General features: G+C 77.6%; 8 protein-coding genes and 1 pseudogene. 3 read left to right on the plus strand and 6 right to left on the minus strand.

Going from position 1 to position 14,032, the window contains the following annotated elements; translation table 11 throughout:
* Window positions 1-78 precede the first annotated feature (78 nt).
* From OG553_RS07980 to eccB, 4 genes are read right to left on the minus strand one after another with little or no spacing between them, the layout of a single operon-like run.
* Window positions 79-390: a WXG100 family type VII secretion target gene (locus tag OG553_RS07980; RefSeq protein WP_405978321.1), complete on the minus strand. Its 312-nt coding sequence runs from the start codon at window positions 388-390 to the stop codon at window positions 79-81.
* Window positions 391-432: 42 nt separating this feature from the next.
* Complete coding sequence (locus tag OG553_RS07985; RefSeq protein ID WP_405978322.1) at window positions 433-756, minus strand: WXG100 family type VII secretion target; 324 nt, start codon at window positions 754-756, stop codon at window positions 433-435.
* 36 nt (window positions 757-792) lie between these two features.
* Window positions 793-2,004: a type VII secretion-associated serine protease mycosin gene (mycP, locus tag OG553_RS07990; RefSeq protein ID WP_405978323.1), complete on the minus strand. Its 1,212-nt coding sequence runs from the start codon at window positions 2,002-2,004 to the stop codon at window positions 793-795.
* A gap of 11 nt (window positions 2,005-2,015) precedes the next feature.
* On the minus strand, window positions 2,016-3,593 hold the full coding sequence (eccB, locus tag OG553_RS07995) for a type VII secretion protein EccB (RefSeq protein ID WP_405978324.1): 1,578 nt from the start codon (window positions 3,591-3,593) through the stop codon (window positions 2,016-2,018).
* A 77-nt stretch (window positions 3,594-3,670) separates the two neighbouring features.
* Here eccB and eccE point away from each other — a divergent pair, with 77 nt between their 5' ends.
* The 3 genes from eccE to OG553_RS08010 all read left to right on the plus strand — a co-directional run bounded on the left by eccE (window position 3,671) and on the right by OG553_RS08010 (window position 9,088).
* Entirely contained in the window at window positions 3,671-4,996 is a 1,326-nt protein-coding gene (gene eccE / locus OG553_RS08000; RefSeq protein ID WP_405978325.1) for a type VII secretion protein EccE, read from the plus strand.
* The gene (locus OG553_RS08005) at window positions 4,993-5,709 is read left to right on the plus strand and encodes a hypothetical protein (protein WP_405978326.1); all 717 of its coding nucleotides are present in this window, start codon (window positions 4,993-4,995) and stop codon (window positions 5,707-5,709) included. The genes eccE and OG553_RS08005 overlap by 4 nt, the downstream gene beginning before the upstream one ends.
* A 256-nt stretch (window positions 5,710-5,965) precedes the next feature.
* Window positions 5,966-9,088: an SCO5717 family growth-regulating ATPase gene (locus OG553_RS08010; RefSeq protein ID WP_405978327.1), complete on the plus strand. Its 3,123-nt coding sequence runs from the start codon at window positions 5,966-5,968 to the stop codon at window positions 9,086-9,088.
* Window positions 9,089-9,149: 61 nt separating this feature from the next.
* Here OG553_RS08010 and OG553_RS08015 read toward each other — a convergent pair whose 3' ends face one another.
* A complete protein-coding gene (locus OG553_RS08015) occupies window positions 9,150-10,109 on the minus strand; it encodes a bifunctional riboflavin kinase/FAD synthetase (RefSeq protein ID WP_125819236.1) in 960 nt (319 codons plus the stop codon).
* 51 nt (window positions 10,110-10,160) lie between these two features.
* A pseudogene (locus OG553_RS08020) lies at window positions 10,161-13,786 on the minus strand (serine protease); the annotation flags it as partial.
* Between the last annotated feature and the right edge of the window lie 246 nt (window positions 13,787-14,032).

Genomic DNA, 14,032 nt, shown 5'->3' on the forward strand with positions numbered 1-14,032 from the left:
TTCGGGCCGCGGGCCCGGGTACGCCGGAAGGGGGTGCGTCCCGTGCGGGGCGCGCCCCCTTCGGCGTGCCGGGCGGGCTCAGAAGGCCTCGGTGAACAGGCGCGAGGCCTTCACGTCGGTGGCGCGGTAGTCGCCCTTGCCGCGTTCGATGAGCCGGGCGACGGCCTCCAGCTGCTTGTGCATGCCGTCGGCGCGGCGGTGGTACTTCCGCTGGAGGTCGACGTAGGCGACGTGCGCCTCGCCGTCCCAGGTGTCGGTGACGACCTTCACGGCCGACTCCATCTCCTGGAGGTCCTTGAGGATGTTCCGGGAGACGACGCGGATGCGGTCGGCCATCTGCTGGACGTTCTCGTACCGGACCCGGGTGTGGCCGTCCGGGGTGCCTGTCATGTCCTTCTCCTTGGGGCTGGGGGTGGCGGGGCGAGGCGCACGTCAGAGGCCGTCGAGGCCGGAACGGGCGTTGACCGTGCCGAACGCGGCGTGCACGTCCGCGTCCTGCGCGTTGGTGAGGTTCTTCGTCCGCGCGACGGCGTCGTGCAGTACGGCGAGCAGCCGGCGGATCTCGTCGTGGTCGAGGTTGAGGTCGGACTGGGCCTTCTTGAAGCCGTTGGCGCCGACGCCGGTCCAGCCCGCGTGCACGGTTTCGAGGATGTCGGCCAGTTCACGGGCCTGCCTGCTGACGGCGTCGGCCGTCTCGGAGATCTTGTTGGCCGCCTTGACGACCGGGTCGTCCGCGAGTCCGAAACTGTTCGTCATCCGAAGCCCTTCGCTTCTCGATTGCCCGGCGGCACTCTAGTCAGCGTGAGGGGCCCGGCGGCGGGCGTCGCGGACGACGGTCGCGGTCCCGGCGATGACGGCGACGAGCACGCCCGCGAGCGCGAGCGCGTACGTGCCGATCCGCTCGTCCCGTTCCCGGGCGGTCTCCGACACCGGGAGGGCCGCCGCCTGCGGTGCGGCCGCCGGGGGCGGGCCGGGGTCCGGGACGGGCGGCCCCGGGGGGCCGTCGTCCTGGGTGACGGCCCGCACGGGGTCGACTACACCCCATCCGACGTAGTCGTCACGGCCGTTGACGGATCGCTCGGCCGTGTTCTGGATCTGCCAGACCACCTCCTGCGGGGTCCACCGCGGGTGCTCGGCGACCAGCAGGGCGGCGACCCCGGCGACGTAGGGGGCCGAGAAGCTGGTGCCGTCGTCGACGCACTGTCCGAAGCCGGGGACGGTGGAGACCATGTCGACGCCGGGGGCGGCGATGCCGATGAAGTCGCCGGGCTGGGAGAAGGCGGCCCGTTCGTTGTTGCGGTCGGAGGAGGCGACGGCCAGTACGCCGGGGAAGGCCGCCGGGTAGGTCCTGCGCTTCTGCCCGTTCAGCCCTTCGTTGCCCGCGGAGGCGATGACGACGGCCTTGGCGAGGGCCCGCCGGACGGCCGTGCCCAGTTCGGAGTCCGGGGTGAGCGGGGCTTCGGTGTCCTGGGAGATGTTGATGACGTGGGCCCCCTCGGCGACGGCGTGGTCGACGGCCCGGGCGAGGGTGGCGACCGCGTTGCCGGTGGCCCGTCCGTCGTTCTGCCGGATGGGGATGACGGTGGCCTCGGGGGCGAGGCCGACGAAGCCGGTGCCGGGCCGCGGGCGGGCCGCGATCAGTCCGGCGACCTTGGTGCCGTGTCCGACGGTGTCGTTGGTGCCGTCGCCGCCCGCGGGGTCGGTGAAGTCCCGGCCGGCGCCGGTGTCGAGGGCGCCGGCCAGCTGCGGGTTGTGGCGGTCCACGCCGGTGTCGATGACGGCGACCCGCACCCCCTTGCCCCTGGTGCGGGCCCACAGGGCGTCCAGCACGACCCGCTGGAGGGCCCAGGGCCGGTCGGCGATCTGCCTCCTCATGGGGAAGGTGCACTCGCCCGCCCCGTCCTGGGTGAAGGCGTACGGGGCCTGCGGCGCGGGCGCCGGGCCGGCCGGGGCCGCCAGGGCGAGGACGGCGGCCGCCAGTGCCGCGCGGGAGCGCCGGGACACGGCCGGCACCCTCACGAACCCTGCGGCTGGCGGGCCGCGTTGGTGTCCAGGCGGGGGCCCTTGGAGAGGAACTCCGACCAGGCGATCGGCACCGCGGCCGGCACGACCGCGCCGTAGCCGAGCCGCACCTGCGCCTGGCTGGGCTCGGGCCGGCCGTCGCCGCCCTCCCCCGGCCCCTGCCGTCCCGGGGCGCCGATCCGCGACCGCTCGGCGTCGCTGTCGCCGTTGGCCTGGAGCGCGTACCGCAGGCCGGTGTCGGTGACCAGGAACAGGGCTCCGGCCCCGCCGCCGGTCCGGCGGCCCTGGAGCTGGGTGTAGAGCAGGCCCGTGCCGGGGGTGACGTACGAGCCGGTGCCGCCGGCGGTGATGTCGGCGGGGAAGCCGGTGCCGGCCCAGGTGCTCAGCGTCTGCCGGCCCCGGCCGTCGACGGAGCGCAGGACGTTGCACACGGTGTCGCGGCGTGCGCCTCCGTCCGGGGCGCCGGGGGTGTCCGCGATCCGATTGACCTGCGTGCCGCGGCGGCGGGGCCACTTGGCGTCCTCCTTGAAGGAGGGGGCGTACGGGTCAAGGGACTTCAGGGCGGTCTCCCGCGCCCTGCCGTGCATGCCGAGCACCTCGCCGGCGGGGGCGTGGACCAGCAGCCAGGCCGTGAACTCCGAGACCGGGGCGATCCGGTCGGGCAGGACGACGTAGTACTGCCGGCCGGCGCCGGTCTGCGCGGTCAGCACCATGCCGACCCTGGCGTCGGGGCCGCCCGGGACGGCGGCGCTCGCCCCGGGGGTGCCGGGCAGCTGCGGGAAGGCCAGGTCGTCGCCGGGGTCGAGGGTGGCCAGCCACTCCTCGGTCACCGGCTGCGGTGTGGCGCCGGTGCCGACCAGGGCCGTGGTGAGGGTGGCGGAGTCCGGGCGCCCCTCGGGTAAGCGGTACTTCGTGCCGGCCGAGTCGACGAGGAAACGCTCCCGGGCCCCGCCGGTGCTCCGGACGTACAGCACCTGGGTTTCGGTGGTGCGGTTCCCGTCGTCCGTCAGGCCCGCCTCCCGGTCGGCGAGGACGAAGACCGCGGTCTGCACGTCCCGGCCGTTGCCGCCGGGCCGCTGGCAGACGGCCCAGCGCTTGGCCTTGGCGGCGTCGGCCTCGGCGGGCAGCCGGTCGGGGGCGTAGGGGATGCCGATGACGGGCCCGCGCGGGAGTTTGCCGGAGTCCAGCACCCTGTCCTCCACCTGGACGACCTTGGACTTGCGCGGGTCGAGCAGCAGCCACGCCGAGGCCAGGTTCAGCACGGGGTGCAGCCGGGTCCGGTCCTCGCCGTCCACCCTCGTGGTCAGGACCACGTACCGGGTCGTCGACTGCTTGCCGACGACGACCACCGCTCCGGGCTCGTCCCATCCCCTGGGGGCCTGCGGCCGGAACACGCCCCAGGCTCCGAAGCCCGCGACGAGGAGCGCTCCGGTCACCACCCCGGGCAGGACCGCGCGCAGCGGGCGCGGGGCGCCCTCCTCGGTGCCGGTGGCGGAGGGCTGGAGGAACGCCGCCACGGTCCGCCGCTTCGCAAAGGTGTACGCATTGAGCTCATCGCGCCGTGATGCCATGACCGCCTGCTCCCGCCCGCGCGGAGCGGCCGGCGGGGCCGCTCCCCGGGCCCTGGTTGTCGGACCGGGCCCCTACTATGCCTCTTGACGGAGGGTCGGCACGCGCCGGTGGGCCGGGGCGGGGAGGTGCGCGGGTGAGGACGAGCACGACGGTGCAGCGGGCGGCCGCGGGTGGGCGCGGCGGGGTCGCCCCGCAGCCGGGGCCGGGCGCGGGCCGCTTCGGTCCGTTCCGATTGCAACAGCTCGTACTCCTCCAGCTCGCGGCCGCCGTGCTGCTCGTGGCGCGGGCGGTGGAACCGCTGCTGCTGGTGCCCGCGGGCGGCCTGGCGGTGGTTCTGGCCCTGCTCGCCCTCGTACGCCGCCGCGGGCGCTCCCTTCCCGAGTGGATCGGCGGCGCGCTCGCCCTGCGGGCCAGACGGCGCAGGGCCGCCGCCCTCACCGTGCCCGCGGGCACCGAGCCGGGGCTCGCGCCGCTGGTCGAGGCCGATCCGGCGCTGCGCACCACGGCCTTCGGCGACCGCGGCCGGCGGCCGGTGGGGCTGGTCGGCGACGGGACGTTCCTGACCGCCGTGGTCCGGGTGGACACGGGCGCCGGCGCGCTGCGGCCCGACCGGACGGAGCGGCCGCTGCCGCTGTCCCTGGTCCGGGACGTCCTCGAAGTGGACGGCATCCGGCTGGAGTCGGCGCAGCTGGTGCAGCACACCCAGCCCGCGCCGGCCCCGCACCTGCCGGCCCGTTCGACGGCCGCGCTCAACTACGCGCCCCTGCAGGCAAGTACGGGCACGCCGGCGGTGCGGCTGACGTGGATCGCGCTCAAGCTCGACCCGGAACTGTGCCCGGAGGCGGTGGCCGCGCGCGGCGGCGGCCTCGCGGGGGCGCAGCGCTGTGTGGTGCGCGCGGCCGACCAGCTGGCCGGCCGGCTGGCCGGGGCCGGGTTCCGGGCCACCGTGCTCACCGAGCAGGAGCTGACGGGCGCGCTGGCGACCTCCGCGTGCGCGAACCCGATGGCGACCGCCCGGGCGGGGAGTTCGGCGGGCACCGGCCGGCGCACGGAGGAGACCTCCCGGACCTGGCGCTGCGACGACCGGCGCCACACCACGTACTGGCTGGGGCGGTGGCCCCGGCTGGGCGGGGCGGGGGCCGGGCTGCCGCAGTTCGCGGCGCTGCTCACCTCGCTGCCCGCGCTGGCGACCAACTTCAGCCTGACGATGGTCCCGGCGGGGCGGCGGGGCGTGACCCTGACGGGGTACGTACGGGTCACCGGGCGCGGCGAACGGGAACTCGCGGCGGCCCGGCGGGAGCTGGAGCGGATGGCGCGGGGCGTACGGGCCGGGCTGGTACGGCTCGACCGGGAACAGGTGCCGGGGCTGCTGGCCTCGCTGCCGCTGGGGGGCGCGCGATGAGGGGTCCGGCTCCGGTCCGGGGCGGTTTCGGGCTGATCGGACCCCGCCGGGGGCGGCACGTGGTCGCGGCGGCGGAACTGGACGCGCTGGCGCTGCCCGTCGGGGACGACGGGGTCGTCGTCGGCGTGGACGCCGGGGGGCGGCCGGCGGTGCTCGGGCTGAACCGGCCCACGCCGTACGAGGTCACGCTGATCGGCGGCCTGTGGACCGCCCAGGTGCTGGCCCTGCGGACGGCCGCGACGGGGGCCCGGGTCGCGGTGGAGACCGGGCGCGCGGCCGTGTGGTCCGGGCTGGCGCGGGCGGCCGGGGGCGGGCAGCAGTGCGTGACCCTGCACGACGTGGGCCGCGTCCCGCCGCAGGGCGCCTCGGCGGGCAGCCCGGTGCTGGTGGTCCGGGACTGCGGGATGCGGCCGCCGCGCGGGCGGGTGGCGGCGGGGCCCTGGCAGTCGGTGCTGACCCTGCTGCCGTACCTGAGCCCGGCCGCGCCCCGGCTGCTGCGCAGCTCCTCGCTGGTCGGGGTGCAGCGGGTGTCCCCGGACGAGGCGGAGCGGGTGGGCGCGCTGATGCGGCTGCCGGGGTCGGCGGTCGAGGCGCTGCCGGCGCTGGGGGACGGGGTGACGCTGTGGTGCACGCCGCGGGACCGGCAGTTCGTGATGACGCGCGGGACGGAGACGGAGACCGGCCTGCTGGGCGCGGCCCGGCGCATCGACTGACGGGGCGGGGCGGGGCCGCGGCGCGGGACGCGGCTCGGCGCGGGAGGCGTGGCGTGCGGCGCGGGGGGATGCGGCGCGGCGCGGAAGGTGTGGCGCGGGGCGTGCGGAATGACGGTTGCTCAGGGCGGGACCGGCCGGTAGGCAGGAGTACGGGGGCGCGACCTCGGGGGCTTTCGGGCGCGGGGCGCGATTAGGCTGAGCGCGGGCGCGGCGTCGAGGTGGGCGCCGACCGGTGTTCGACAGACCAGGAGGACCAGTGAGCGGCGATCGGAACGAGGGGCGCGGCGGGACGTGGGACGTCCCGACGGACGATCAGTCCGACGCGGAGCCCGAAGTGACGGGCGAGTTCACCATCGACTACACCCCGCCGGCCTGGTACACCCAGGGCGCGCCCGCGCAGGCCGCGCCGGTGGCGGGGCTGCCCGGGCTGCCGGAGGGCAGCGGCTTCGAACCCCACCGCCCGGCGGACGTCATCTCGCCGCCGACGATGCGCATCGCTCCGGGCACGCCGCGTGCGTCCGCCGGTGCGCCGGCCGCGCCCGTACCGGATGCGGGTGCGGCTCCGCCCGGAACCCCTGGCCAGGAGCCCGGGTTCCCGGCGCAGGGGTCGGAAGTCCCGGCCGACGCCCCGGCCGTGCCCGGGTTCCCCGCGCAAGGCACCGAAGCCCCGGGCCGGGGAGCCGCGTACACCGGCCCGCAGGACGGAACCCCGGCCGCACCCGCCTTCCCCCCGCAGGGCGGCGACGCCCCGGCCGCACCCGGATCCCCCGCACACGGCACCGAAGCCCCGGGCCGGGGAGCCGCGTACACCGGCCCGCAGGACGAAGCCCCGGCCACGCCCGCCTTCCCCCCGCAGGGCGGCGACGCCCCGGCCGCACCCGGATCCCCCGCACACGGCACCGAAGCCCCGGGCCGGGGAGCCGCGTACACCGGCCCGCAGGACGGAACCCCGGCCACGCCCGCCTTCCCCCCGCAGGGCGGCGACGCCCCGGCCGCACCCGGATCCCCCGCACACGGCACCGAAGCCCCGGGCCGGGGAGCCGCGTACACCGGCCCGCAGGACGAAGCCCCGGCCGCGGCCGGGTTCTCGGCGCCGGGCGGCGTTGCGTCCCACGGCGAAGCCCCGGGCGTGCAGGGTGGCGTAGCGGCCGGGAACGAGGCGTCCGCGCCGGCTGCCGGGGGTCCGGGCCAGGGCTCGGAGGCCGGAGAGGGCGCCGGCACAGCCGCTGCCCCCGCCCCGGGTGCCGAGCAGGACACCGGGGCCGCTGCCGGGGCGCTGCCGGCGCTGCCCGGGGGGACCCCGGAGGGGTTCGCCGCCGCTTCCGCTCAGGCCGGGCCCGGGGCGCCGTTCGCGGTGCCCACCGTGGCGCCCATCACCGTTCCGGCCGCCTTCGCCGACGCCGTGCCGCCGGGGTTCGCGGCGGCGGCCGCCGAGCAGGAGCCGGCTCCCGCCCCCGGGCGGACACCCAACCCGGCCGAGGGAACTCCGGCCGACGGGCCCGTGGATACCCCGTTCGGGGGATCCGGCTCCGAACTGCCCCCGCTGCCGCCCGCGTTCGCCTCCCCGGGCGCACCCCAGCCCCCGGCCTTCCCTGCCTCCACTCCCGAAGCACAGGCCCCCGCGCCCGCCCAGGAAGCGCAGCCGCAGCCCCCGCAGGGCTACGGGTTCCCGCCTATGCCCCCGCAGGCAGCGCAGCAGGACCCCGGCCTCCCGTCCGGCACCCCGGGCTACGGCTTCCCGCCCCCCGGCACCGAAGCCCAGGCCCCCGCGCCGCAGGCCGCGCCCGCCGCCCCGGAAGCCCAGCCGCAGCCCCAGCAGGGGTACGGGTTCCCGTCCGGCACCCCGGACCAGCAGCCCCCGCAGGGCTACGGCTTCCCGCCCCCGGGCACCGAAGCGCAGGCCCCCGTGCCGCAGGCCGCGCCCGGCATGCCCGAGCCTCAGTCCCAGCCCCATCAGGGCTACGGGTTCCCGCCCGTCCCGCCCCAGCAGGCGCAGCAGCCCGCGCAGCAGGACCCCGGCCTCACCCCCGGCACCCCGGGCTACGGGTTCCCGCCCCCCGGCGCCGAAGCCCAGGCCCCCGCGCCGCAGGCCGCGCCCGCCGCCCCGGAAGCCCAGCCGCAGCCCCAGCAGGGGTACGGGTTCCCGCCCGGCACCCCGCAGCACGCGCAGCAGGCCGCCCCGCAGCCGCCGCAGGCGCACTGGCAGGCCGACCCCGGCCCGGGGCCCGGGGCTCCGCTCGGGTACACGGCCGCCGTGGAGCTGTCCTCCGACCGGCTGCTCCGTGCCAAGCAGAAGCCCAAGCCCACGCGCTCCGGCTTCCGCTTCGGCGGCAAGGCCGCGGAGGCCGACCGCCGGCGCAAGCTGGAGCTCATCCGCACCCCGGTGATGTCCTGCTACCGCATCGCCGTCATCAGCCTCAAGGGCGGCGTCGGCAAGACCACCACGACCACCGCCCTCGGCGCGACCCTCGCCACCGAGCGCCAGGACAAGATCCTGGCCATCGACGCGAACCCGGACGCCGGCACCCTCGGCCGCCGCGTCCGCCGCGAGACCGGTGCGACGATCCGGGACCTGGTCCAGGCGATCCCGTACCTGCACTCGTACATGGACATCCGGCGGTTCACCTCGCAGGCCCCCTCCGGCCTGGAGATCATCGCCAACGACGTGGACCCGGCGGTCTCGACGACCTTCAACGACGAGGACTACCGCCGCGTCATAGAGACGCTCGGCCGCCAGTACCCGATCATCCTGACCGACTCCGGCACCGGACTGCTCTACTCCGCCATGCGCGGCGTCCTGGACCTGGCCGATCAGCTGATCATCATCTCCACCCCGTCCGTGGACGGCGCGAGCAGCGCGAGCACCACGCTCGACTGGCTCTCCGCCCACGGGTACGCCGACCTCGTGTCGCGTTCGATCACCGTCATCTCCGGGGTCCGCGAGACCGCCAAGATGATCAAGGTCGAGGACATCGTGCAGCACTTCGAGACCCGCTGCCGCGGGGTCGTCGTGGTGCCGTTCGACGAGCACCTCGCGGCCGGCGCCGAGGTCGACCTCGACCTGATGCGTCCCAAGACCCGGGAGGCGTACTTCAACCTCTCCGCCCTGGTCGCCGAGGACTTCACCCGCGCCCAGCAGCAGGCCGCGCACGCCCACTGGGGAGCAGCCCAGGGCCACCAGCCGCAGCACCCGCAGCCGCAGCCGCAGCCGGGCCCGTACCAGCAGCCGCAGCCGCAGCCCCCGCAGGCGCCGTCGCCGTACGGGCAGCAGCCCTACCCGCAGCCCGGACAGCCCTGGCAGCAGCCCCCGGCCGCCCCCCGGCCGCCGCAGCAGCCGGGCCCGTACCAGGCCCCGCCGCGCGACCCGCGCCTCGGCTGACCGGCCCGCACGTGCCGAGGGGCCCGTACCGTCCTGGACGGTACGGGCCCCTCGGCGTGGGTCAGCGCCGCGCCGCGTCGAAGGCGTCCGTCAGGACCCGCGCCCGCTTCACGTCGTCCGCGATGGCCTCCAGCAGCCCGTCGAGCGACTCGAACTTCGCCATCCCCCGCACGTACGCGAGGAAGTCGACGCACACCTGCTTGCCGTACAGGTCCAGCCCGACGCGGTCGATCGCGTACGCCTCCACGGTCCGCTCGGTGGCGTCGAACTGCACGTTCGTACCGACCGAGATCGCCGCCGGCATCCGCTCTCCGTCGGCCGTCAGCCAGCCCGCGTACACCCCGTCGGCCGGGATCGCGGTGTGCGGCTGCGTCTCGACGTTGGCCGTCGGGTAGCCGAGCTCGCGGCCGCGCTGCGCACCGCGCACCACGATGCCCTCGACCCGGTGCGGGCGGCCCAGGATCTCGGCGGCGCCGTCCATGTCGCCCTCGGCGACGAGCTTGCGCGCCAGGGTGGAGGAGAACGGCACTCCGCCGCCCGCCTCGCCGCGCTCGACCAGGTCCACGACGTCGACCTCGTAGTCGTAGGTGGAGCCCAGCTCGCGCAGGAAGTCGACGTTCCCGGCGGCCCGGTGGCCGAAACGGAAGTTCGGGCCCTCGATGACGGCGCGCGCGTGCAGCTTGTCGACCAGCACCTTCACGATGAAGTCGGCCGGGGACAGCTGCGAGAACTCCGCCGTGAACGGCAGGATCAGCAGCGCGTCGACCCCGAGGCCGGCCATCAGCTCGGCACGCCGGTCGTACGGGGCCAGGATCGGCGGGTGGCTGCCGGGCCGCACGACCTCGCTCGGGTGCGGGCTGAAGGTGACGACGACCGCGGGCACGCCCAGCTCGCGGGCCTTCGCCACGGCCCGTCCGATGATCAGCTGGTGTCCCCGGTGCACACCGTCGTAGGAGCCGATGGTGACGACGCTGCGTCCCCAGTCCTGGGGGATGTCCTCCAAGCCACGCCAGCGCTGCACTGTGACCGCTCCTCGCCCGAACCCTTGTAGTCCCTGTACTGAATTGCCGATTGCAGGTCTAAGACTGCCATGCCCCCGGCCGGGGCCCCGCATCGGCTCTGGCCGGAATCGCTCCCCGCCTCAGGTAATGTCCGGCGCGGCCCTACGAAGAGTCTCCACGGTACGCCGGGCGCCCGGCCCGAGCAGGGCCGCCGCCTCCGTCGCGGCCTCCGTGAGCCAGCGGGAGACCAGCGCCCCGAACACCGGGTCGGCGCGGGCGAGCTCCACCGTGCGCTGCTCGAACACCTCCGGCCCGCCGGGTGCCCGCAGCAGCTGCCGCCCGGTGCGGCGCAGCAGCTCGCGGGTACGGGCCTCCGGGCGCCGGCAGCTCCCGGCGGCGAGCCCCGCCAGGAAGGCGCCGAGCACCGCCGGGTCGGACTCCTCGCGCAGCAGTACGTCGGCCAGCTCGGCCCGCAGCGGGTACGAGGCCTCCGCCCCGGGCGCGGCCAGTACGCCGGCCACCTCGGCCCGGACCGGCCGCGGGGCGTTCCGCAGCAGGGCCAGGACCAGGGGGCGCAGCACGGGTCCGGCCGCCGGGCCCTGGTCGAGGCGCCGGTCCACGAAGGCGGCGGCGTGCGGGGCGTCCTCGGGGCTGCGGGCGAGGTGGTCGCGTACGAGGTCGGCCGCGCGGCGGGCCAGGCCGGGGGTGGCGAGCGCGGCCAGGGCGCGGATCACCTCCCCGTCGGCCCGGGCCCGCAGCGCGGCGAACACCGCGTCGGGGTCGGGCAGTACGGGCAGCGCCGCGACCAGCGCGGAGGCGGGCGGCCGGGAGCCGGCCGCCGGGTCGCGGAAGCAGTCGAGGGCGTCGGGCAGGTAGCGGGCCCGTGCCTGCGGGTCGCGGAGCAGGACGCCGAGGGCGGGGCCGTGCACGCCGGTCTCGCCGGGCCGGTCCAGGAGCGCCAGGGCGGCGCGGCGCAGCAGCTCCCGGTCGGCGGGGGTGCGGACGTGCGGGGCGGTGGCGAGGCCGTACGCGGCGGCGGCCACGCGGCGTTCGGGCCGTTCGTCGTGCGCCCAGCGGTCGACGGCCCGGCTCAGGGCGGACGGCTCGTCCTCGGCGAGCACGGCGAGGAGTTCGTCGGCGCGCGGGTGCGCCGCGCCGACCAGGGCTTCGGTGAGGTCGTCCACGGCGAGGCCGCGGTGCGTGTGCAGCAGGGCCTGCGCGGCGGTGGCGACGGTGGCTCCGGGGCGGCCGCGCAGCCGTCGCTCGTCGGTGAACCAGGCGCAGACCAGGGGCAGGACGAGCTGCGGGGCGCGGGCCAGGCGGCGGCCGGCGGCCTCCAGGTAGAGGTGGTCGGAGGGCAGCAGCCGGCGCAGCAGGTCGAGCCGGTCGCACTCGGGCAGCCGGAGCCGGTTCCAGAACCAGCCGCCGAACTCGCGGGTGCCGGAGCGGGCCACGTGCTCGGCGAGGGCGTGCAGGACGGGCAGGTGGCCGGTGGCGTCGGCGGCGCCGAGCAGGGTGGCCCGCAGCAGGCGGGAGGCCCACCAGACGCGGTCGGGGTGGACGGGCTCCGGGGATCCCTCGGCGGCCCGTTCGGCGAAGGAGTTCAGGGCGGCGACCAGGGCGTCGAGCCGGCCGCAGACCTCGGCGGGCGGGAGCCTGCGGAGGGCCTCGAGTACGGGCCCGATGCGGTGCCGGGGCACGGGCGGGCCGGCGTCGGCCGGCCCGTGGTGCACGAGACCGTCCAGGGCGCCCGGGACGTCGAGGTGGGCGGCCTGGAGCCAGTCGGACAGTTCCTCGTGGGCGAAGCGGTAGCCGGGTCCGGCGGGGACCAGCAGGCCCTCGGTGAGGACGGCGGAGGCCCAGCCGGTGCGCCAGGGGAACAGTTCCTCGAAGGCGGCCCGGTCCAGCTGGCCCTGCCCGGGGCCGAGGCACCGCCGGGCGGCCTCGTGCACCCGGCCGGCCACCCGGGCCGCCAGCCGCCGCACGCCGGGGCCGTGCACCCCGGCCACGGGCCCCGCTCCCGCGCCGGCCGCTCCCGCGGCGGTCGCCGCCGCGATCCGGACGGCGACGCGCAGGGCCACCAGGTCCAGGTGCGCCGCGAAGACCTCGTCGCGGCCCGGGCGGCCGTCGGTGACCTCGGCGGCGCGGATCCCGGCGAGCAGGCGCAGGGTGAGCGGGTGCCGGGCGTCGGCCTCCCGCACCGCGCCGTCCGGGATCCCCAGCCGGGCCCGGGCCTCGCGCGCCTCCTGCGGGGTCAGGTCCCCGACGGGCAGCGCGGGCGGCAGCCGCCGGGCGGCGCGCGCCGGGGTGTGCAGCAGCTCGGGCGGGTAGAGGTCCCCGGCCCGCTCCCAGTACTCGGGCCGGGCGGCGACCACCAGCCGGACGCCGGTGCGGCGCAGCCAGCCGGCGGTGGCCCCGGTCCACGGCTCCAGGCGGTGCGCGAGCCGGGGCGGCATCTCCTCGGGGGCGTCGAGCACCACCAGCAGCGCCCGCCCGGCGGCCCCCGCGAGCCGCGCCACGCGCTCGGCGAGCCCCTCCCCGGCGGGCTCCGGCCCGACGGGGTCGGCCTCCCCGGCGGGCCCGGCTCCGGCGGGCCCGCCGGGGCTCGGCGGGGCCGAGGCGGACGGGCTTTGCGGGGCGGGGGCCCGGGCGGGGCGGGGGCCGCGGTGAGGATGCGGGCCGCCGCCGTCAGGGCGCGGGTCACGGCGTCGGCCAGCGAGGCGTCCCCGTCCCGCAGGTCGGCCCCGCGCAGCCAGAGCGTCGGCGCGGGGCGGGCCCCGCGGGCCCGGTCGGCGGCCAGGGCGGCGAGGGCGGTGGTGCGGCCGGTGCCGGGGGCCCCGACCAGGCCGAGCACCAGGTCCGGCCCGGCGGTGAAGGCGGCCAGCCCGGCGGTGATCCCGGGGCGCGGCACGGGATCCGGGGCGGGTTCGGCGGTGGTGGCCGGGGGGAGCGCCGGGCCGAGGGTGGTGGCGGTCAGCTCCAGGGCGCCGGCCAGGTTGAGGTCCGCCCCGTAGCCCGGCACGGTGGCGGAGTTGCGCTCCAGCAGCGCGTCGAGGGGACCCCCCGGGGCGGCCGCGGCGGCCGCGCGCAGGGGTACGGCGAAGCTTCCGCAGCGGTGCTCCGCTTCGAGGGCGGTGCCCAGTACCGCGAGCACCGCTCCGGTCGCCGCGTCCAGGACCGGCCCCCCGCGGACCTCGCCGCCGAGCCGCAGGGCGTCCCGGCCGGCCGTCCCGATGGCCAGCTCGACGGCGGCGGGCAGTACGTGGGGGCGGCCGGCCGCGGTGTGGGTGACCTCCGCGCCCGCCCCGAGCACCCGCGCCTGGCGCCAGCCCCGCGCGGGCAGGCGTACGTACGTCCCCGCGGGGATCACCTCGCACATCGCCACGGGCAGCGGCCGCACGCCCAGTCCGCCGCCGCGCACGAGGGCCAGCCCGAGCTCCGGCAGGGGGGTCACGTCGCCGGCCGCGACCGGCAGGCCGGGCCCCTCGTCGCCGGGTGCGTGCAGCACGACGCCCGCCAGGCCGTCGACGGCCTCGTGGCTGGTGATCACCGTGCCCCGGTCGTCGGCGACGAAGCCGCTCCCGCGCGGGAGTCCCTCCCGGTCCCGGATCGTCACCAGCCCGGCGGCCGGCCCCCCGGCACCCGCCAGGGCGCCGCGGCCGGCGTCCCTCGTACCGTCCGTGACCTCGTCCGCCATCGCCGCACCACTCCCCCGCCGCGGGACCCGTGTTCACGACGGTAGGCAAGTGAAGATCAGCGCGGAAAGCACGCGTGCCGAAAGCGCCCCCCTACGCTCCCCGCATTCACTCCGAGCGCCTGCTCGGACGGGTGAATACGCTGCTCCGGGTGGATAGAGACCTACCCGAGGGGGGTTGTGGAGCGGTGAGCCGCAGTCCGTGTGCGCTCACCGCTCCACGTCAACCCGGTGGAGGGGCCGGGGCCC

Origin of the sequence: Streptomyces sp. NBC_00158 (genome assembly GCF_045160885.1) — a bacterium.
Taxonomy (GTDB): Bacteria; Actinomycetota; Actinomycetes; order Streptomycetales; family Streptomycetaceae; genus Streptomyces.